This window comes from Streptomyces sp. NPDC001728 (assembly GCF_040297565.1).
GTDB lineage: Bacteria > Actinomycetota > Actinomycetes > Streptomycetales > Streptomycetaceae > Streptomyces.
Window position 1 is genome coordinate 569,813 of record NZ_JBEOZK010000001.1, and the last position, 18,955, is coordinate 588,767.

Annotated in this window: 18 protein-coding genes, 2 tRNA genes and 2 pseudogenes; 12 read left to right on the plus strand and 10 right to left on the minus strand. The window is 69.6% G+C overall.

Annotated elements, in window-relative coordinates; translation table 11 throughout:
- Positions 1–28 precede the first annotated feature (28 nt).
- A pseudogene (locus ABT154_RS33880) lies at positions 29–860 on the minus strand (histidine kinase); the annotation flags it as partial.
- 135 nt (positions 861–995) lie between these two features.
- Between ABT154_RS33880 and ABT154_RS02615 the strand changes: the two are divergent.
- Positions 996–1,379, plus strand: coding sequence for a helix-turn-helix domain-containing protein (locus ABT154_RS02615; RefSeq protein ID WP_351851860.1), 384 nt, complete (start codon positions 996–998; stop codon positions 1,377–1,379).
- Positions 1,380–1,529: 150 nt separating this feature from the next.
- Here the strand turns inward: ABT154_RS02615 and ABT154_RS02620 are convergent, their stop codons facing one another.
- Entirely contained in the window at positions 1,530–2,333 is an 804-nt protein-coding gene (locus tag ABT154_RS02620) for an NAD-dependent epimerase/dehydratase family protein (RefSeq protein WP_351851863.1), read from the minus strand.
- Positions 2,334–2,458: 125 nt separating this feature from the next.
- Positions 2,459–3,361 (minus strand): bifunctional helix-turn-helix transcriptional regulator/GNAT family N-acetyltransferase, encoded by a 903-nt coding sequence (locus tag ABT154_RS02625; protein WP_351851866.1) that lies wholly within the window; start codon positions 3,359–3,361, stop codon positions 2,459–2,461.
- 323 nt (positions 3,362–3,684) lie between these two features.
- Here ABT154_RS02625 and ABT154_RS02630 point away from each other — a divergent pair, with 323 nt between their 5' ends.
- The 3 genes from ABT154_RS02630 to ABT154_RS02640 all read left to right on the plus strand — a co-directional run bounded on the left by ABT154_RS02630 (position 3,685) and on the right by ABT154_RS02640 (position 5,756).
- The gene (locus tag ABT154_RS02630; RefSeq protein WP_351851869.1) at positions 3,685–3,930 is read left to right on the plus strand and encodes a hypothetical protein; all 246 of its coding nucleotides are present in this window, start codon (positions 3,685–3,687) and stop codon (positions 3,928–3,930) included.
- The gene (locus ABT154_RS02635) at positions 3,917–4,393 is read left to right on the plus strand and encodes a Clp protease N-terminal domain-containing protein (RefSeq protein ID WP_351851872.1); all 477 of its coding nucleotides are present in this window, start codon (positions 3,917–3,919) and stop codon (positions 4,391–4,393) included. The genes ABT154_RS02630 and ABT154_RS02635 overlap by 14 nt, the downstream gene beginning before the upstream one ends.
- Before the next feature lie 202 nt (positions 4,394–4,595).
- Positions 4,596–5,756 (plus strand): serine hydrolase domain-containing protein, encoded by a 1,161-nt coding sequence (locus ABT154_RS02640; RefSeq protein ID WP_502969420.1) that lies wholly within the window; start codon positions 4,596–4,598, stop codon positions 5,754–5,756.
- 30 nt (positions 5,757–5,786) lie between these two features.
- Here the strand turns inward: ABT154_RS02640 and ABT154_RS33885 are convergent.
- The 4 genes and pseudogenes from ABT154_RS33885 to ABT154_RS02660 all read right to left on the minus strand — a co-directional run.
- Positions 5,787–5,975 (minus strand): annotated as a pseudogene (locus tag ABT154_RS33885) (ATP-binding cassette domain-containing protein); the annotation flags it as partial.
- Between the two features lie 165 nt (positions 5,976–6,140).
- A tRNA-Gly gene (locus tag ABT154_RS02650) sits at positions 6,141–6,213 on the minus strand.
- An 84-nt stretch (positions 6,214–6,297) separates the two neighbouring features.
- A tRNA-Gly gene (locus ABT154_RS02655) sits at positions 6,298–6,369 on the minus strand.
- 156 nt (positions 6,370–6,525) lie between these two features.
- The gene (locus ABT154_RS02660) at positions 6,526–6,861 is read right to left on the minus strand and encodes a histone-like nucleoid-structuring protein Lsr2 (protein ID WP_351851874.1); all 336 of its coding nucleotides are present in this window, start codon (positions 6,859–6,861) and stop codon (positions 6,526–6,528) included.
- A gap of 366 nt (positions 6,862–7,227) precedes the next feature.
- Here ABT154_RS02660 and purS point away from each other — a divergent pair, with 366 nt between their 5' ends.
- Genes purS through purL form a run of 3 tightly spaced genes read left to right on the plus strand, consistent with a single transcriptional unit; the run spans position 7,228 to position 10,399 of the window.
- The gene (gene purS, locus ABT154_RS02665) at positions 7,228–7,473 is read left to right on the plus strand and encodes a phosphoribosylformylglycinamidine synthase subunit PurS (RefSeq protein WP_015035032.1); all 246 of its coding nucleotides are present in this window, start codon (positions 7,228–7,230) and stop codon (positions 7,471–7,473) included.
- A complete protein-coding gene (gene purQ / locus ABT154_RS02670) occupies positions 7,470–8,150 on the plus strand; it encodes a phosphoribosylformylglycinamidine synthase subunit PurQ (protein ID WP_351851878.1) in 681 nt (226 codons plus the stop codon). The genes purS and purQ overlap by 4 nt, the downstream gene beginning before the upstream one ends.
- Complete coding sequence (gene purL, locus ABT154_RS02675; protein WP_351851880.1) at positions 8,150–10,399, plus strand: phosphoribosylformylglycinamidine synthase subunit PurL; 2,250 nt, start codon at positions 8,150–8,152, stop codon at positions 10,397–10,399. Before purQ ends, purL begins: the two co-directional genes overlap by 1 nt.
- 63 nt (positions 10,400–10,462) lie before the next feature.
- Here purL and ABT154_RS02680 read toward each other — a convergent pair whose 3' ends face one another.
- Positions 10,463–10,873, minus strand: coding sequence for a nuclear transport factor 2 family protein (locus ABT154_RS02680; protein WP_351851883.1), 411 nt, complete (start codon positions 10,871–10,873; stop codon positions 10,463–10,465).
- A 65-nt stretch (positions 10,874–10,938) separates the two neighbouring features.
- Between ABT154_RS02680 and ABT154_RS02685 the strand changes: the two genes are divergently transcribed.
- The 4 genes from ABT154_RS02685 (at position 10,939) to purM (ending at position 15,547) form a co-directional block, all read left to right on the plus strand.
- A complete protein-coding gene (locus ABT154_RS02685) occupies positions 10,939–11,727 on the plus strand; it encodes a maleylpyruvate isomerase family mycothiol-dependent enzyme (protein ID WP_351851886.1) in 789 nt (262 codons plus the stop codon).
- Between the two features lie 39 nt (positions 11,728–11,766).
- Positions 11,767–12,579 carry an META domain-containing protein gene (locus tag ABT154_RS02690; RefSeq protein ID WP_351851889.1) on the plus strand — a complete coding sequence of 271 codons (813 nt, stop codon included), beginning with the start codon at positions 11,767–11,769 and terminating at the stop codon, positions 12,577–12,579.
- Between the two features lie 331 nt (positions 12,580–12,910).
- Positions 12,911–14,437 carry an amidophosphoribosyltransferase gene (gene purF, locus ABT154_RS02695; protein ID WP_056564753.1) on the plus strand — a complete coding sequence of 509 codons (1,527 nt, stop codon included), beginning with the start codon at positions 12,911–12,913 and terminating at the stop codon, positions 14,435–14,437.
- 42 nt (positions 14,438–14,479) lie between these two features.
- Entirely contained in the window at positions 14,480–15,547 is a 1,068-nt protein-coding gene (gene purM, locus ABT154_RS02700; protein WP_351851893.1) for a phosphoribosylformylglycinamidine cyclo-ligase, read from the plus strand.
- A 150-nt stretch (positions 15,548–15,697) separates the two neighbouring features.
- On the opposite strand, the gene ABT154_RS02705 is transcribed toward purM, so the two are convergent.
- Both ABT154_RS02705 and ABT154_RS02710 read right to left on the minus strand, forming a co-directional pair.
- Positions 15,698–15,952, minus strand: coding sequence for a DUF3073 domain-containing protein (locus tag ABT154_RS02705; RefSeq protein ID WP_056564747.1), 255 nt, complete (start codon positions 15,950–15,952; stop codon positions 15,698–15,700).
- Between the two features lie 334 nt (positions 15,953–16,286).
- Positions 16,287–17,378, minus strand: coding sequence for a Leu/Phe/Val dehydrogenase (locus ABT154_RS02710; protein ID WP_351851896.1), 1,092 nt, complete (start codon positions 17,376–17,378; stop codon positions 16,287–16,289).
- Between the two features lie 155 nt (positions 17,379–17,533).
- Between ABT154_RS02710 and ABT154_RS02715 the strand changes: the two genes are divergently transcribed.
- Complete coding sequence (locus ABT154_RS02715) at positions 17,534–18,391, plus strand: DUF8083 family protein (RefSeq protein ID WP_351851899.1); 858 nt, start codon at positions 17,534–17,536, stop codon at positions 18,389–18,391.
- The last annotated feature ends 564 nt before the right edge of the window (positions 18,392–18,955 follow it).

Here is an 18,955-nt window from a genome sequence, read left to right on the forward strand (position 1 = left end):
GGCCACCTCCGCAGGGGACGTACGAGCTCTACGGGACGGGGGGGACCCGGGCCGTCACCCGGAACGTCCCCCGCCGCCGGGCCCGGCCTCCAACGTCCCGCCGACGGCCGCGAGCCGCTCCCGAAGCCCGGCGAGCCCGGAACCGGGCGCACCACCAGGCCCGGACGGGCGACCAGCTCCGGGCGCACCACCAGGCCCGGACGGGCCACCAGCTCCGAGGCACCACCAGGCCCGGACGGGCGACCAGCTCCGGGCGCACCACCAGGCCCGGACGGGCCACCGGCTCCGGGCGCACCACCAGGCCCGGACGGGCCACCAGCTCCGAGGCACCACCGGTCCCCGGCGCACCGCCCGCCCCGGACACACCGCCCACCTCCGACGCACCCCCCCGCCCCGTCGTTCTCCACCGTCAGCAGCACCGTCTCCTCCTCCCCCTCCTCGCGCAGGGCGATCGCACAGCGCCGCGCGTCCCGTGCCGCAGTACGTTCGTCGTGGCCTCCCGGACCACCCACCCGAGCGCCGACCGGACCTCGGCGGGCAGGTCGGCCCCGGCCCCGCGACTCCACCGCGCAGTCGATCCCGGCCGCGCCCAGTGCCCCGCACGCGCCCTTCAGCTCCACCCGCAGATCCGCCTCGCGGTAGCCGCGTACGACGTACCGCACCTCCCGCTGGGACTCCCGGGCGATCCGCTGGACCTCGATCATCTGGGCGACGGCCTCCGGGCGTTCGCGCCGGGCGACCTGGACGGCGAGCTCGCTCTTGAGGGCGATCACGGACAGGTTCCGGCCGAGGATGTCGTGCGGGTCCCGGCCGAAGCGCAGCCGTTCCTCGGCGACCGCGAGCCTGGCCTGTACGTCGCGGGTCTCGCGCAGCTCGAAGACGACGCCGACGACGCTCTGGGCGAGGCCCAGGCCGGTGAGCGGCACCGGGGCCAGGAGGACTGCGGCGATCAGCGCCTGGTGGAGGGCGATGGTCCGGGCACGGAGGATCAGGCAGTGGCCGGTGAGGAAGGGGACGAGCGCCGCGCGGGATCGGCGCTGCCGGCCGTCACCAACGGACTCGCGGCGGGCGACGAGGGCGGCGACCAGGTTGCGGTACACGCCGACGAGGAGGGCGCCGACGAGCGCGGTGCGGTTGCGGCCGAGCAGGTCAGCTCGGCCCGCCCGAGCGCGAGGAGCCGTGTACGGAAGGGCAGGCGACGGGCGGGCAGGCGACGGGCGGGGCTGCTCAGCCGCCAGCGGGCGCACCTGGTCGAGCAGCACGCCACCGGCGAGCACTCCATCGCCGACCTTGCCGAACTGTTCTCCGTCAGCCGAGCCACGGTGTACCGCGTTCTGGAGCGCGCCACCGCGGCAGCCCTACCCCGCGTCCGCGCGTGACCGCCACCCGGCCCCACGACGCAGACGACAGTCACCTGATCCCGAAGATCCCCAGGCCAGGATGTTGGCGCTTCTTGAAGATCCCCACTTCTGCTCGTCGTTCCTCAGGGGTGGTGCGTCCAGTGCTCACCGCGGCGATGGCAGTGTCAGTCAGCGCCTGAGGTGCTTGAGAGTGAACTCAGGCAGCGCGTAGGGACCGGCCTGGGGTGCAGCCGGGTCGGTTGGGAGATCTGTCCCGGGGATGTCCCTTGCGTGGAGTTCGGCGTCGTCGATGGGGGTGTATGCCAGTACCGTCGGGTCGGGGAGTTCCCAGAAGCGGCGGGTGTTGGCGGAGACGGCGTACACCGTGGCAAAGCGAGTGGACGGCGGGGCGGTCAGCGCGGCCCGTATGTATCCGATGGCGTCGCGCGGGCTCAGCCAGGTCGCCAGGTGCCGGCGCCCAGTGGGCCTGTGCTCGAAGCTGCCGATGCGCAGGCAAATCACGGACAGGCCGAACTTGTCGGCGTACAGCTGCCCGAGGGCCTCGACGGCCACCTTGCTCACCCCGTAGAGGCCGTCGGGGCGTACCGGTTCGTGCGGACCGGTGTGATGCCCCGCAGCATAGAAGCCAGTCACGCGGTTGCTGCTCGCCAGCACCACCCGCTCGATCCCCGCGCGCCGCGCCGCCTCCAGGACGTGATGGGTGCCGAGCACGTTGACTTCGAGCAGGTCACGAAGAGGCGCCTCGTCCGGGACACCACCCAGGTGGAGAACGCGGTCGGCCCCAGCAAGCGCCGACTCCACGGCGGTCGCGTCCGACAGGTCGACGGTGCGGACATCCTCGTTCTCGGCTTCCGGCCGCAGCGGTGCGCGGTCGAGCAGGATCAACCGCGCCGCCTCACGCCGCAGTGCCTCCCGCACCACGGAACCGATGTTCCCTGCCGCGCCCGTGATCGCCACCGTACCCAGCTTCACTGTGCCTCCCGAGATTTCGACATCCTTCGCAGCTTCACTCCCGGTGGACCACTGATCAAGGGGGTGGGACCAGAGTGAGTGGGTCCGGGGAGCTCCTCGGCACTAGGGAGCGCATTCGGTTGTGATCAATCTCCGAACGGTGGTGTGCTGATCCGCTTCTCGAACCAGTGGTGGGCATATGGCTCGTCGTTGAAGGCAGCGACCTCCTGGAAGCCGCTGGAGTGGTAGAGACCAATCGCCGCGGTGAGCGCCTTGTTGGTGTCCAGGCGGAGTACCTCGCAGCCTTGCTGGGCGGCTTGAGTCTCCAGCTCGGTCAGGAACCGGCGGCCGAGACCGAGGCCCCGGGTGCGGGGCGCGACCCACATGCGTTTGATCTCGGCCGGGGCGCCGGGGGGCAGCTTCAGGCCGGCGCAGCCGACGGGCTCGCCGTGCAGCCGGGCAACCAGGAACAGGCCGCGCGGTGGCCGGAGTTCGCCCGCGTCGGGCAGCAGGCTCCGCGCGGGGTCGAAGCCGGTCTCAAAGCGTGCCTGAATCTCGGCGAAGTAGGACCGCAGGCAGTGCTGGGCGTCGGGGTGGTCTGGGTCAACGGCGTCCAGCGTGACCGTCGCAGCGGTCAGCAACCGTTCGACCTCGGCCATGGCGGCGGTCAGCCGGGCGCGCTGGGCCGTGTTGAGCGGCTCCAGGAGAGAGCTGGCCAGCTCGTCGCTGCGGCCGTCGAGCACCGCGCGCTCCGCGCGGCCCGCATCGGTGAGCCGGATGGTGCGCACCCTCCTGTCCCGGGGCTGCGGCTCCACCGTCACCAGGCCGTCGGCTTCCAGGGAGCGCAGCAGCCGGCTGACGTACCCGGAGTCGAGCGCGAGGTGCTCGCGCAGTTGCCGCACGTCCTGGCCCTCCTCACCGATCTCCCAGAGCAGCCGGGCTTCACCGATGGGCCGGTCGCGGCCTAGGTAGTGGTCGTGGAGCACGCCCACACGTTCGGTGACGGTGCGGTTGAACTGCCGCACCTGGTCGATCTGCACCGTGTCCATTCTCTGACTTTAGTCAGAGAACCATGTTCGGGGCCAGAGGCTTCAGCAGCCTTCACCGAGACGTTGACCGACGTTCGAGAAGATGGATGCCAGACCGCATGTCGATTACCCAGTCGACGATATGAGCCGAGCCGCATTGGATCTGAGCCGCCAACAGGCCCCGGGAGAACCGGGTTCATTGGACGCCCGCCATGCCTGTCTTCATTCGATCGTTGCCGACGGGGAGGCCCGTGATCACGAGCCTCCGACGGGACCGCTGCACTCCGCCCCAGCCATTAGCAACTGTAGTTGACTATCTTCGTTAGTCAACTACAGTTGCTTGCATGTCTGTCGGCGAGAATTCCCCTTCCCCTGAGCCCGCTGACGCCCTGGCGGCCGTCGTGGCGTTGCGGCGCCTTGCCGATCAGCTGGAGGACGCCGCTGTGGAGCAGGCCATGCGGGCGGGCTGGAGCTGGCCGCAGGTCTCCGAGGCGCTAGGTGTCACCCGCCAAGCCGTTCACAAGAAGCACGCCAAGCGGCTCATCGCCGCCGGAGTCAAGCTGAGGAGGCGCGGCGATGAGCGCGTTTGACAAGTACCTGCATGCGGTCATCGTGCGGGCGATGGCCGAAGCTCAGGATGATGGGTCGGGGACGATCGACGCGCACCATCTTCTGTTGTCGCTCGCCGCCGATCAGGGGTCCACCGCTCAGCAGCTCCTGGCGTCGGTCGGGCTCGATCGCGCTGCTGTCCGCGAGGCACTGGACCGAGAATTCGAGCACAGCCTGAGCATGGTTGGAGTGTCTCCGGCCGCCTTTGGCCTTCCCGGGCCGAGCCGCGCTTCCCAGCAGCCCCAGATGGGTGCGTCCGCCAGACTCGCGCTGGAGCGGAGCTTCTCCTCCGCTCGCAAGAAGGACCTGCGGTCAGCGCATCTGCTGCTCGGGATCCTGCAGGCTCAAATCGGCACCGTGCCACGTGCTCTCGCCTTGGCCGGTATCGATCAGGCCGGGCTGGCGGACCGAGTACGGCAGACGCTCGACAGCCAGGACCAGTGACCACCGGAATCAGCTGACGCGGCCAGTTCACCCCGCGGCCGTGCCCCTCGCCGTGATGTGCAGTGGGTCCGGTAGGCGTGCGCGGCGCGTCGCACGCTGCGCTGGGCGCCAGCCCCTTGCTCAGAGCCGGTGGGCCAGTGAATCACGCCGTGGAGAGGGGCCGGGCGGTCACCCATGGGTCACGCACGACAAGGAGGACTGCATGCACCAGCACACCGCTCATACGGACAACGGCCGACCGGGCGCCGAACCGGCCGAAGCAGGGGGCCCGCTATCTGAGTCCGCGCCGGCTTCAGGGGCCGAGGCCTGCGAGGCGGTCCAGCGCCTACTTCGGCGAGCTGTGACTCAAGGAGGCCTCCCCGGCATTCTCGCTGAGGTTTGCGACGGCGACCGGCAGTGGTTCGGGACCGCAGGAGTGGCCGACACCCGAACCGGCCGCACGCGTTCACAGCAGGACCGGTTCCGCATCGGCAGCATCAGCAAGACGTTCGTGGCCACCGTCGTGCTGCAACTGGCGGCGGAAGGCAGGCTGAGCCTGGACGACACCGCGGAACAGTGGCTGCCCGGGGCGGTCCATGGCCATCACCACGACGGTGCCAGGGCGAACATCAGGATGCTGCTCAACCACACCAGCGGGATCTTCAACTACACCGATGACCAGGAAGCACTGAACCGTTACGAGACACACCCGCCCGAGTCACTGGTGCAGATCGCCATGTCCCATCCACCCACCTTCACACCGGGCTCGGGCTGGGCCTATTCCAACACCAACTACGTCCTCGCAGGCATGATCATCGAACGGGCCACCGGCCGCGCGCTTGCCGAAGAGGTCACAGAGCGGATCTCCCGCCCACTCGGCCTGACTGGTACGTACCTGCCGCACGGCAGCGACCCGACGATCCACGGGCCACACTCCCGGCACTACACGAAGCTGTTCCAGACCGACCCCGGCGCGCCGGTCCACGACGCGACCGAGCTCGATTCATCCATGTTCTGGGCAGCCAGCGGCATGATCTCCACCGCCGGGGACCTCAACCGGTTCTTCCGCGCCCTGCTTGGGGGCCGGATACTGCCACCGGACCAACAACGCGACATGTTCACCACCGTGCCCACCCGCGACTGGATTCCCAGCGCCGCCTACGGCCTCGGCGTTTCCTCAGTGAGACTGCCCTGCGGGGAAACCGTCTGGGGCATGGGGGGTGCGCTCTTCGGATCGTGGTCCTACGCCTACGGCTCTCGCGATGGCGAACAGATGGTCACCACCAACGTCAACGGCGACTGGAGCAACGGTGGTTGGGGCGACCCCATGGGTATCTTCACCGATCTGCTTCAGGCGAAGTTCTACCGCCAGAGCGATACCTGAACACCGATCACTGGTCGGGCCTGCTCGGCTCCTCATACGGCCGGCGCTCGGGGCGGCGAGGCCTTCGAGGAGTTCGACGGTGGAGGTCTTGCCGGCGCCGTTGGTGCCGAGCAGGGCGAAGATCTCGCCGCGCGGGACGGTGAAGGTGAGGCCGCGGACGGCCTCGAAGCCTCCGGAGTAGGCGCGTCGGAGGCCTTCCGCCTCGATCGCGTGGGTCAGGTGTCCAGGCTTCCGGCGGCGGAGTCCGTCCGGCAGTGCGTGCCGTCATCACCCGCTTCTGACAAATGTCATGGGGCGGCGGCGGGGACGAAAGGTGTGGGGACGAAGGGTGTGGGGATACGACGAAGGCCCCGGTTCCTGAGAACCGGGGCCTTCGTACTCCTGAGCGGACGACGAGATTCGAACTCGCGACCCTCACCTTGGCAAGGTGATGCTCTACCAACTGAGCCACGTCCGCATTTTTGCTGCCGCTCGGCTTTCACCGGGCGGTGCGAGCACCACTCTACCTGATGCACCGGAGTGCTTCGGACTTGCGATGCAGAGCGGGTGACAGGAATTGCACACTGCGCCTTCCCCCTGGAAGGGGGATGTTCTACTACTGAACTACACCCGCACGCTGCGTGAGGTGGGACCTTGTCGGCCTCGCCCCTCGGCGTGTTCCAGACTTTAGCCGATCATGGGGGGTGGAATGCAAATCCGCCCCCGGAGCGGTGTCGCCCGGCTGCCCCGCCCGGCCGCCGGGCCGCCCGGGCCCGCCTCGCGCCCGGCCTCAACTCGCCGCGCGGAACGCCTCGTAGACCCGCTTCGGGATCCTGCCGCGGGCCGGCACGTCCATCTTGTTGGACTGGGCCCAGGCGCGGACCGCCGCCGGGTCGGGTGCCAGTGAGGTGTGGGTGTAGGTCTCCACGCCCCGGCCGGCCGTCGCTCTGGCGGGCAGCTTGCGCCCGGCGGCGAGGTACGGCGCGAGCGCCTTGCGGAGTTTCTTTGCATTGGCAGCATTCAGGTCGATCTCGTACGTCTTCCCGTCGAGGCCGAACGCGACCGTTTCAGCCGCTTCTCCGCCGTCCATGTCGTCGGAGAGAGTGACCACCACACGCTGAGCCACGGATATCGGTCCTTTCCTGCGGCCGATGCCGCAGAGGAGGCGCTTGTGGCGCCCCTGACGTGCGGCGATGTCGACGGTACGGCTGTGCCGGGACAATGCTGCTTTCTTCTGGATTCCTTTGTACAGCGGTGGGCGGCGCATTGTGAAGCCCTGGCAATTGTTTCAGCGTGTCCCGGGGCAATGAGGTTCGCAATATTTCACTCGAATTTTGCGTGGGTGTGCTCGGGCGGGGGCATGGGCGGTGTTCGTCGGTGGAGCGGCCCTCTGGCCTGGCTTTTGGAGGATCCTTCAGATCTCTACCCGCGTAGAATTTGGAGACAGGTACGCTGAGGGAACCGCCCACGCAACACACCACCGGGAGTGCCAGTGGCACGCGTCGTAGTCGACGTCATGCTCAAGCCGGAGATCCTCGACCCTCAGGGGCAGGCGGTGCAGCGTGCACTGCCCCGCCTGGGATTCGCCGGAATCGCCGACGTCCGTCAGGGGAAGCGTTTCGAACTGGAGGTGGAGGGGCCGGTCGACGATGCCGCCCTCGCCCGCATCCATGAGATGGCCGAAACCTTCCTCGCCAACACCGTGATCGAAGACTTCGTCGTGAAGGTGGAGTCGTGACCGCACGCATCGGCGTCGTCACGTTCCCCGGAACGCTCGACGACCGGGACGCGCTGCGTGCCGCCCGCCTGGCGGGCGCCGAGCCCGTCTCGCTCTGGCACCGCGACAAGGACCTCAAGCAGGTCGACGCCGTGGTCCTGGCCGGCGGCTTCTCCTACGGCGACTACCTGCGGGCCGGAGCCATCTCCCGCTTCTCGCCGGTGATGGAGACGATCATCGAGCAGGCCAAGGCGGGCATGCCCGTCCTCGGCATCTGCAACGGCTTCCAGATCCTCACCGAGGCCCATCTGCTGCCGGGTGCGATGCTGCGCAACAACCACCTCCACTTCATCTGCCGCGACCAGAAGCTGCGGGTGGAGAACGCGGAGACCGCCTGGACCTCGGACTACGTCCAGGGCCAGGAGATCGAGGTCCCGCTCAAGAACATGGACGGCCGGTACGTCGCCGACGCTCGTGTCCTCGACGAGCTGGAGGCCGAGGGCCGGGTCGCGTTCCGCTACCTGGACACCAACCCCAACGGCTCGCTGCGTGACATCGCCGGCATCACCAACGCCGCGGGCAACGTGGTCGGCCTCATGCCGCACCCCGAGCACGCCGTCGAGCCGCTGATCGGCACCGGCAAGACGGACGGTCTCGGTTTCTTCACCTCGATCCTCAAGAAGCTGGTCAACGCCTGATGAGCCTCGACACCGTCAAGCACGCGAGCGAGACGCCGGACAGCGAGCAGCCCTGGAAGGAGCTCGGCCTCAAGGAGGACGAGTACGCGCGCATCCGCGAGATCCTGGGCCGCCGTCCCACCGGCGCCGAGCTCGCCATGTACTCCGTCATGTGGTCCGAGCACTGCTCCTACAAGAGCAGCAAGGTCCACCTGAAGCAGTTCGGCGAGAAGGTCCCGGAGAACGACGCCATGCTCGTCGGCATCGGCGAGAACGCCGGCGTCGTCGACGTCGGCCAGGGATACGCGGTCACCTTCAAGGTCGAGTCGCACAACCACCCCTCGTACATCGAGCCCTACCAGGGCGCGGCCACCGGCGTCGGCGGCATCGTCCGCGACATCCTCGCCATGGGTGCCCGCCCGGTCGCGGTCGTCGACCCGCTGCGCTTCGGCGCGGCCGACCACCCCGACACCAAGCGCGTGCTGCCCGGTGTCGTCGCCGGCATCGGCGGCTACGGCAACTGCCTCGGCCTGCCGAACATCGGCGGCGAGGTCGTCTTCGACTCCTGCTACCAGGGCAACCCCCTGGTCAACGCCGGCTGCATCGGCGTGATGAAGCACGAGGACATCCACCTCGCCAAGGCCTCCGGCCCCGGCAACAAGGTCATCCTGTACGGCGCCCGCACGGGTGGTGACGGCATCGGCGGCGTCTCGGTCCTCGCGTCCGAGACCTTCGACGACACCAAACCCACCAAGCGCCCCGCCGTCCAGGTCGGTGACCCCTTCCAGGAGAAGCTCCTCATCGAGTGCACCCTGGAGATCTTCAAGGAGAAGCTGGTCGCGGGCATCCAGGACCTCGGCGGTGCCGGGCTCTCCTGCGCCACCTCCGAGCTGGCCTCCGCGGGCTCCGGCGGCATGCACGTCGACCTGGAGAAGGTCCACCTGCGCGACGCGACGCTCTCGCCCGAGGAAATCCTCATGAGCGAGTCGCAGGAGCGCATGTGCGCGATCGTCGAGCCGCAGCACGTCGACCGCTTCCTGGAGATCTGCGAGAAGTGGGACGTGATCGCCGTCGTCATCGGCGAGGTGACCGAGGGCGAGCGCCTGGAGATCTTCTGGCACGGCGAGCAGATCGTCGACGTCCCGCCGCGCTCCGTCGCCCACGAGGGCCCGACCTACCACCGGCCGTTCGCGCGCCCGGACTGGCAGGACGCGCTCCAGGCCGACGACGCCGGCAAGCTGCCCCGGCCGCAGAACGGCGCCGAGCTGAAGGACCAGGTCCTGAAGCTCGTCTCCTCCCCGAACCAGGCCTCCAAGTCCTGGATCACGGACCAGTACGACCGGTTCGTGCAGGGCAACACGGTCCTGGCGCAGCCCGAGGACGCGGGCATGGTCCGTATCGACGAGGAGACCAACCTCGGCGTGGCCATGGCGACCGACGGCAACGGCCGGTACGCCAAGCTCGACCCGTACACGGGTGCGCAGCTCGCGCTGGCGGAGGCGTACCGCAACGTCGCCGCCTCCGGCGCCAAGCCGCTCGCCATCTCGGACTGCCTGAACTTCGGTTCGCCCGAGGACCCGGCCGTGATGTGGCAGTTCGCCGAGGCCACCCGTGGTCTCGCGGACGGCTGCCTCCAGCTGGGCACCCCGGTCACCGGCGGCAACGTGTCGCTGTACAACCAGACCGGTGAGACGGCGATCCACCCGACGCCGGTCGTGGCCGTGCTCGGTGTGATCGACGACGTGAACCGCCGCACGCCGATCGCCTTCGCGGAAGAGGGCCAGCTCCTCTACCTGCTCGGCGACACGCGTGAGGAGTTCGGCGGCTCGGCCTGGTCCGAGGTGATCCACCAGCACCTCGGCGGCATGCCGCCGGCCGTGGACCTCGACCGGGAGAAGCTGCTCGGCGAGATCCTGATCTCGGCCTCCCGCGACGGCATGATCGACGCGGCGCACGACCTGTCCGACGGCGGTCTCGTCCAGGCGGTCGTCGAGTCCTGCCTGCACGGCGGGAACGGCGCGCGGCTGGTCGTGCCGGAGGGCCTGGACGCCTTCACGTTCCTCTTCTCGGAGTCGGCGGGCCGTGCGGTCGTCGCCGTCCCGCGCAGCGAGGAACTCCGCTTCACCGACATGTGCGGTGCGCGGGGCCTGCCGGCGACCCGGATCGGTGTCGTCGACGGTGACGCCGTCGACGTGCAGGGCGAGTTCGCGCTCTCCCTCACGGAGCTGCGCGAGGCGCACGAGGCGACGATCCCGGGCCTGCTGGCCTGATCCAACGGATCGAATCCGTACGGAACGGAGCCCCCGCCCTTCCCGGGCGGGGGCTCCGCGCTGTCAGCCGGTTCCCCAGAAGGAGTCCGCCTCCACGATGTCGGCGACGCATTCGTCGATGTCGGAGATCTTGCCGCCGACGAGCGTGAAGAACAGTCCGCCGTCCATCTCGATGCCGCGGTCGCCCCGGTCGGCGTGGAAGCGGTGTGTGGTGATGACATGGCCGCGGCCGTCCACGTACACGCCCTTGAGGGCGACGCGGATGGTGCCGCCGCTCAGCTCGCCGAGCTTGCGGTAGTAGCCGCCGATGACGTTGTCGCGGCCCTTGTAGTGTCCGGAGATCTGGCTCTCGCCGGGCACGTGCTGGGTGCAGTCGCCGGTCATCATGGATTCCAGCGTCGCCATGTCGCCGTGGGTGAACGCTTCGTAGCCCCGGCGCACCAGGGCGGCATCGGGGTGCTCGTGATGGGTCATGGTCCCGTCGCCTGCTTTCGCTGCGATTGGCTCCGTCCTTCCAGTCTCGGCGCTAGCCTCGGCCCATGCCACCGGCCAGGAAACGCGCCCGTAAGTACGACTCCGCCAGGACCAGGGCCGCCGTGCTCGCCCAGTTCGCGCACGTGCGGGAGGCCGTCGCCGCCCTCACTCCGGAGCAGCTGGCCGGGCCGACCCGGCTGGGGGAGTGGACGGTACGGGACCTGGCGGCGCACCTCGCGTGGATGGTCGAGACCGTGCCGCAGCTCCTGGCCTCGCCGGAAGGGGGGAAGGACCGGCTCGCCCTGCTCGACTGGCCGGCGATGACCGCCGGCGCGTCCGAGCGGATCGACACGCACACCCGTGGCATCGACGCCTCCGATCTGCCGGGGCTGTACGCGCGCGTGGCGGACGATTACGAGGAGGCACTCGCGGGTGCGGCCGACGAGCAGCTCCTGCCTCTGAGCTTCGGCGCCATGACCTTCGCCGACTTCCTCGTCACCCGGACCGTCGAGCTCGTCGTCCACACCGACGACCTGAACGCGGCGACCGGCGCGGACATCCCGTTTGACCGGCAGGCCCTCGCCGCCTGCACCCGGCTGCTCGCCGACGCGCTGGCGGCGAAGGCCCCGGGCGGGGCCGTCGAGGTGCGGATCCCGCCGTACGCGGTGGTGCAGTGCGTGGAGGGCCCCCGGCACACCCGGGGCACCCCGCCCAACGTGGTGGAGACGGACCCGCTGACCTGGATCAGACTGGCGACGGGCCGTACGGAGTGGGCGGCGGAGCTGGACGCGGCCCACGTGAGCGCGAGCGGCGAGCGCGCGGACCTGGAGGACCTGCTGCCCCTGATGGGGTGACCGGAGGAACCAGACGGCGGGCCGGTCCGTCCCACCTCCATGCCGAAGCCACGCGCCCTCGCCGCCCTGGTCCCGCTCCTGCTCCTCACCGCCTGCGGTACGGAGGGAGGCGCCGGCGCCGGCTCCGGCACGCTCTCCCCGGACCTGCCCGTCACCGGTACGCACTGGAGGATCGACGCCGTCACCGCCGACGGCAGCAGGTCCGCCGCCCCGCGCGGCGCCCGCCTCGACTTCGGGGAGAACGGCCGCGCCGAGGGGAACAGCGGCTGCAACCACTTCGGCGCCACGGTCGCCGCGCACGGCGACACCCTCACGGTCACTCCGCGGGAGATCACCCAGATCGGCTGCCCGGAAGACCAGGAGCGCTTCGAGAAGGCGCTGCTCAAGGTCTTCGGCGGCCCGCTCAAGGGCACGATCGCGGACGACCGGTTCACCCTCGCCTCGGCCGACGGCCGCGACAGCGTCGAAATGAGCAACGAGCTCGGGGCCCCGCTGCGCGGCACCACCTGGAAGGTCGACGGACTTCTCGCCGGGGACACCGCGGCCTCCCTGCCCGCCGGGAGCGAGGCCAAGGCGCGCTTCGTCATCGGCGAGGGCGGCCGGGTCACCGGCAACCTGGGCTGCAACAACTTCTCCGCTTCGGCCCGGGTCGAGGGGACGACCCTCAGGATCGAGGGCCCGGCGGCGACCACCCGGATGATGTGCACGAGCCCGCAGATGCGGCTGGAGACGAAGCTGTACGAACTCCTCGACGGCCCGCTCACCTACCGGCTCGACCACCGCACCCTGACCCTCACCGACAGCACTGGCGAGGGCCTGACGGCGACGGCGGAGAAGCCCGCGGGGCGGTAGGGACGCCCGACATCCCCCGTACGCACGCCCGTCACGGCGGCCCGGACGGACCCGGACGATAGGGAGGAACCTCCCAGGAGTGGCGGGCCCCGGGGCCGGGCGCGCGCGGCCCGGGACCGGCGGGGAAGGTGCACTCCGTCACATCGCGGGGCGGTTTCCGGCCTGGTACGAGCGTCCGCTCGGTGAGGCCCCACGGCCTGGATCCCTTCCGGCGCCTGCCTCGTAGGGCCCTCCAAGCCCGAGTTGATCATTTTGTGCGAACGTACGAGTGGGGCCGACCCCGTAATTCCTCAATTCGGACCAGTGGTCGAGCCCGTCTACACTCGGAAACGTGCCACGTGGTGACGGTCGACTCAATCACGACTTGCTCCCCGGTGAGAAAGGCCCCCAGGACGCTTGTGGCGTCTTCGGTGTCTGGGCTCCGGGTGAAGAGGTCGCAAAGCTCACGTACTTCGGGCTCTACGCCCTCCAGCATCGGGGCCAGGAATCCGCGGGTATCGCGGTCAGCAACGGCTCCCAGATCCTCGTCTTCAAGGACATGGGCCTCGTGTCCCAGGTCTTCGACGAGACCTCTCTCGGTTCCCTCCAAGGTCATATCGCGGTCGGTCACGCCCGCTACTCGACCACCGGGGCGTCCGTGTGGGAGAACGCGCAGCCGACGTTCAGGGCGACCGCCCACGGCTCGATCGCGCTCGGCCACAACGGCAACCTGGTGAACACGGCGCAGCTCGCCGAGATGGTCGCGGACCTGCCCAAGAAGGAAGGCCGCACCACCCGTGTGGCGGCCACCAACGACACGGACCTCCTGACGGCGCTCCTCGCCGCCCAGGTGGACGAGGACGGCACGCCGCTCACCATCGAGCAGGCCGCCGCGAAGGTCCTCCCCGACGTCCGGGGCGCCTTCTCCCTCGTCTTCATGGACGAGCACACGCTCTACGCGGCCCGTGACCCGCAGGGCATCCGCCCGCTGGTCCTCGGCCGTCTGGAGCGCGGCTGGGTGGTCGCATCCGAGTCCGCCGCCCTCGACATCTGCGGCGCCAGCTACGTCCGCGAGGTCGAGCCGGGCGAGATGATCGCGATCGACGAGAACGGCATCCGCACCTCGCGATTCGCGGAAGCGAAGCCCAAGGGCTGTGTCTTCGAGTACGTGTACCTGGCCCGCCCGGACACCGACATCGCCGGCCGGAACGTGTACCTCTCCCGTGTGGAGATGGGCCGCCGCCTCGCGAAGGAGGCGCCCGTCGAGGCCGACCTGGTGATAGCGACTCCGGAGTCCGGCACCCCGGCCGCCATCGGCTACGCCGAGGCCTCGGGCATCCCCTTCGGCGCGGGCCTGGTGAAGAACGCCTATGTCGGGCGCACCTTCATCCAGCCCTCCCAGACCATCCGCCAGCTCGGCATCCGGCTGAAGCTGAACCCCCTCAAGGACGTCATCAAGGGCAAGCGCCTGGTGGTCGTCGACGACTCGATCGTCCGCGGCAACACCCAGCGCGCCCTGGTGAAGATGCTCCGCGAGGCCGGCGCGGCCGAGATCCACATCCGGATCTCCTCGCCGCCGGTGAAGTGGCCCTGCTTCTTCGGCATCGACTTCGCCACCCGCGCGGAGCTGATCGCCAACGGCATGTCGATCGAGGAGATCGGCACGTCGCTGGGCGCGGACTCGCTCTCGTACATCTCGCTCGACGGGATGATCGAGGCGACCACGATCCAGAAGCCGAACCTCTGCCGTGCCTGCTTCGACGGCGAGTACCCGATGGAGCTGCCGGACCCCGAGCTGCTCGGCAAGCAGCTCCTGGAGACCGAGCTGGCCGCCGGCCCGGCCGCCACCGCGGCCTCCGACGCGCTCCGTCGCCCGTAAGACCCCCGCAGCAACGCAGTAACGACACGAAAGCTCTGAACCATGTCTCAGACCACTGGTGCCTCCTACGCGTCCGCGGGCGTCGACATCGAAGCGGGTGACCGCGCCGTCGAGCTCATGAAGGAGTGGGTGAAGAAGACGCAGCGTCCCGAGGTCCTCGGTGGCCTCGGCGGTTTCGCCGGCCTCTTCGACGCCTCCGCCCTCAAGCGCTACGAGCGTCCGCTGCTCGCCTCCGCCACCGACGGCGTCGGGACGAAGGTCGACATCGCCCGCCAGATGGGCGTGTACGACACGATCGGCCACGACCTGGTCGCGATGGTCATGGACGACATCGTCGTCTGCGGCGCCGAGCCGCTCTTCATGACCGACTACATCTGTGTCGGCAAGGTCCACCCCGAGCGGGTCGCCGCCATCGTCAAGGGCATCGCCGAGGGCTGTGTCCTGGCAGGCTGCGCCCTGGTCGGCGGCGAGACGGCGGAGCACCCGGGCCTCCTCGGCCCGGACGACTTCGACGTGGCCGGCGCGGGCACGGGTGTCGTGGAGTACGACCGGCTGCTCGGCGCCGATCGCATCCGTACGGGGGACGCGGTCATCGCCATGGCCTCCTCGGGTCTTCACTCCAACGGGTACTCGCTCGTCCGGCACGTGCTCTTCGACCGCGCCGGCATGGCCCTGGACCAGCGGGTCGAGGAGCTGGGCCGGACGCTCGGCGAGGAGCTCCTGGAGCCCACCAAGATCTACTCGCTGGACTGCCTGGCCCTCACCCGGACCGCGGACGTCCACGCCTTCAGCCACATCACGGGCGGCGGTCTCGCGGCCAACCTGGCCCGGGTGATCCCGGACGGCCTGCACGCCACGGTCGACCGTTCGACCTGGGCGCCGGGCGCGATCTTCGACCTGGTCGGCAAGGCCGGTCAGGTGGAGCAGCTGGAGCTGGAGAAGACGCTGAACATGGGCGTCGGCATGATGGCCGTCGTGCCGGCCGAGTCCGTGGACGTGGCCCTGACGGCGCTGGCGGACCGGGGCGTCGAGTCCTGGGTCGCGGGCGAGATCACCGAGCGCGGGGCGCACACGACCGGCGCGGAGCTGGTCGGGACGTACGCGGTCTAGAAGCGTCTCGAAGCGAGGCCTGTACGGCGGGGCGCTCCTGAGGAGCGCCCCGTTCGCGTTGTACGGGACCCTGGGCCGCCCCGGCCGCGGACAGCACAGGAACCCGGCCGGGTGTTCCCCGACCGGGTTCCTGCGATGCGATTCAGAAGGTCAAGCGCGACGCGGGGACGCACTGGGACCGGACTGGTCGTCCTCGTCCTCGTCGTCCTCGTTGTAGAGATCCGCGTACTGGGCGTACGGGTCGTCTTCCTCGTCGTCGTCCTCGAACGGCTCGCCATTCGGCGGCTGGTTCGAAGTCGAAGCGCCCAGCTCATTGGCCAGACGCGTCAGGTCTGTCCCGCCGCTGCTGTACTTCAGCTGGCGGGCGACCTTGGTCTGCTTGGCCTTTGCCCGGCCGCGCCCCATGGCTCGACCCCCTCGGTGACGGGGCTCGTTGGCCCCAGAGTCTTGACACGCGTTCATGATTCGAAACGGACTCTCGACAGAGAGACCGGTCCGTAGGGCTTCAACGGTACCTGTTTCCGCGGGTCTACGGTACGCCGCGCGCATCACATACCCCGGTACAGAACCATCGAGGAGCCCGTTCCTCGCTGGTCAATCGCGATTTTAACCTCTTCTTGAGGTCCGACCCGCCGAGGGGCGTGAGCGAAGTCTCCCCGCGTCGGCCCAGCGCGGGCCCCCGAGTGGGCCCCGCGGTCTCCCTGCGGGGCCCCTGCGGCGGGCCGGCCTCGTGCGCCGCTCAGGCGCGGCGGGCGTCCGCCATCCGCTGCTCGGCGATCCGGTCGGCCGCCGCGGCCGGCGGAATTCCGTCGTCCTTCGCACGTGCGAAGATCTCGAGGGTGGTGTCGAAGATCTTCGTCGCCTTCGCCTTGCAGCGGTCGAAGTCGAAGCCGTGCAGCTCGTCGGCGACCTGGATCACGCCACCGGCGTTGACCACGTAGTCGGGCGCGTAGAGGATCCCGCGGTCCGCGAGGTCCTTCTCGACGCCGGGGTGGGCGAGCTGGTTGTTGGCCGCGCCGCAGACGATGGCGGCGGTGAGGACCGGCACGGTCTCGTCGTTCAGGGCGCCGCCGAGCGCGCAGGGCGCGTAGATGTCGAGACCCTCGACGCGGATCAGCGCCTCGGTGTCCGCGACCACGGTCACCCGCGGGTGCTTGTCGGTGATCCGGCGCACCGACTCCTCGCGCACATCGGTGATCACGACCTCGGCGCCGTCCGACAGGAGGTGCTCGACGAGGTGGTGGCCGACCTTGCCGACGCCCGCGACGCCGACCTTGCGGCCTCGCAGGGTCGGGTCGCCCCACAGGGCCTGCGCGGAGGCGCGCATGCCCTGGAAGACGCCGAAGGCGGTCAGGACGGAGGAGTCGCCGGCGCCGCCGTTCTCGGGGGAGCGGCCGGTGGTCCACCGGTTCTCGCGGGCGACCACGTCCATGTCGGCGACGTAGGTGCCGACGTCGCAGGCCGTGACGTACCGGCCGCCGAGCGAGGCGACGAAGCGCCCGTAGGCGAGGAGGAGCTCCTCGGTCTTGATCTGCTCCGGGTCGCCGATGATGACGGCCTTGCCGCCGCCGTGGTCGAGACCGGCCATGGCGTTCTTGTACGACATCCCGCGGGCCAGGTTGAGCGCGTCGGCGACGGCCTCGGCCTCGGTGGCGTACGGGTAGAAGCGGGTGCCGCCGAGGGCGGGGCCCAGGGCGGTGGAGTGGAGGGCGATGACGGCCTTGAGGCCGGTGGCGCGGTCCTGGCAGAGCACGACTTGCTCGTGGCCACCCTGCTCCGAGTGGAACAAGGTGCGCAGTACGTCAGCAGGAACGCCGGTCACATCGGTCACGGTGGTGACTCCCAAGTACGAAGCGGCGGTTTGCGGCCTCCCTACGGGTGGGGGAGGACCAGTTCGGCAAGAGAGTAAGTCCTACCTGGGCGTAGATCAGCTCCAGTGCTCAGGATCACCCCCTCGGGGAGTACCTCCGTGGAAGGATTCGCGACATGTCGGTCGCCTCCTCGGTCCTCATCCCCTACGCGTCCTATCTGCGGGTGTACGAGCCGCTGGCCGCGTTCCCCGAGCCGGAACGGACCCACTGGGCCGGCTACGCCCGCAGGCCGCGTACGCCGGGGGCGCAGGAGGAGCTGCGGCGGTCGCTGGCCGACCTGCTGCCCACCCCGCCGGTCCCGGTGCCGGTCCACGAGAGCGCGGAGGCCTTCGTCGCCCAGCTGGACGGCGTGGTGGTGGTCTGTCCGTGGCGGACCCGGCTGCGGGGCTGGCTGGCGCTCCAGGAGCTGGACGGCCAGTTCCCCGGGCCGGTGCTCGACGCGATGCTGCCGCCCGTGGTGCGCGTCCAGGTGGCGAGCGACTACGAGCGGTGGCTCGAACGGAACCCGGACGCGCGCCCGTGGATCCGTACGGCGGTCTGGCAGGTGCCGCTGCGCTGGTTCGCGCTCTTCGGGGACGAGGACCGGCAGTACGAGCCGGGAGACCCCAAGGGGACGGCGGAGGGCCGGGCGCCGGTCCTGCGCTACCGGACGCCGATGGCGCAGGCGCGCCGGCGCCTCGCGCGGGCACTGCGGGCCCTGCGGGAGTCGATCGACGACGGTCCGATGACCGAGGGCCTGATCGAGGTGGGGCGCTGGCTGGAGGAGTTCCATCCGCGGGCGCTGGTGGAGCTGGACTACGGCGGTCTGGTGCACGTGGTCCCGGAGGAGTGGCTGGCCGAGGACCGGTCGGCGGCGCAGCTGGCGGAGGGGATCGCCGCGCTGCGGGCGGGCGACGGCGAGGCGGCGAGCGACGCGTACGGGCGGCTCGCGGAGCGCTGGCGGGTCGTCAGGGACCTGCGGTTCGCGAACTGACCTCAGCGGGTTCGCGAACTGACATCAGTCGGGCATCTTCGTCAGGTCGGTATCGACAAGACATGTCCGGCGGGTGTAAATGATCTTCAGGGATGTCCGAATACCGCATGACCGGTTTGCTGTGCACGGGGTCGTGCGGGTCTTTCGGCACCCCTGGGGCGGGGACGTTGGTCCTGATCCGGGCCTTTGGCTCAAGCGTGACGGACAGCACTTAACGCACCCTTGCGCCCATCACCCACCCTCGTGCCAAAATAGGACAAGGAGTCCGGGGAGGGTTCCTTCCGCCCATCTGTGGGCGGAACGCTCAGCATTGCACTCTATGGGGGGTCTGAGGACTCCTGATCATCCTGTGACTGATCGTCACAGTGGTGTGACTGTCCGTTATGGCATGGTCCATCGACTTCCGCCGCTGATGAACACCTGCGAGGGCAATTCCATCGGTTTGGCCGACGTGGCTGGACGGATGGTGTAGTTGTAGTGCCGAGGACAAGCCGTTCGTCCTATAACCGACTCGGCCCGCTTCTGCCATTTCGGGCAACGCGGGTCAAGGTGCAGAATTTAGAG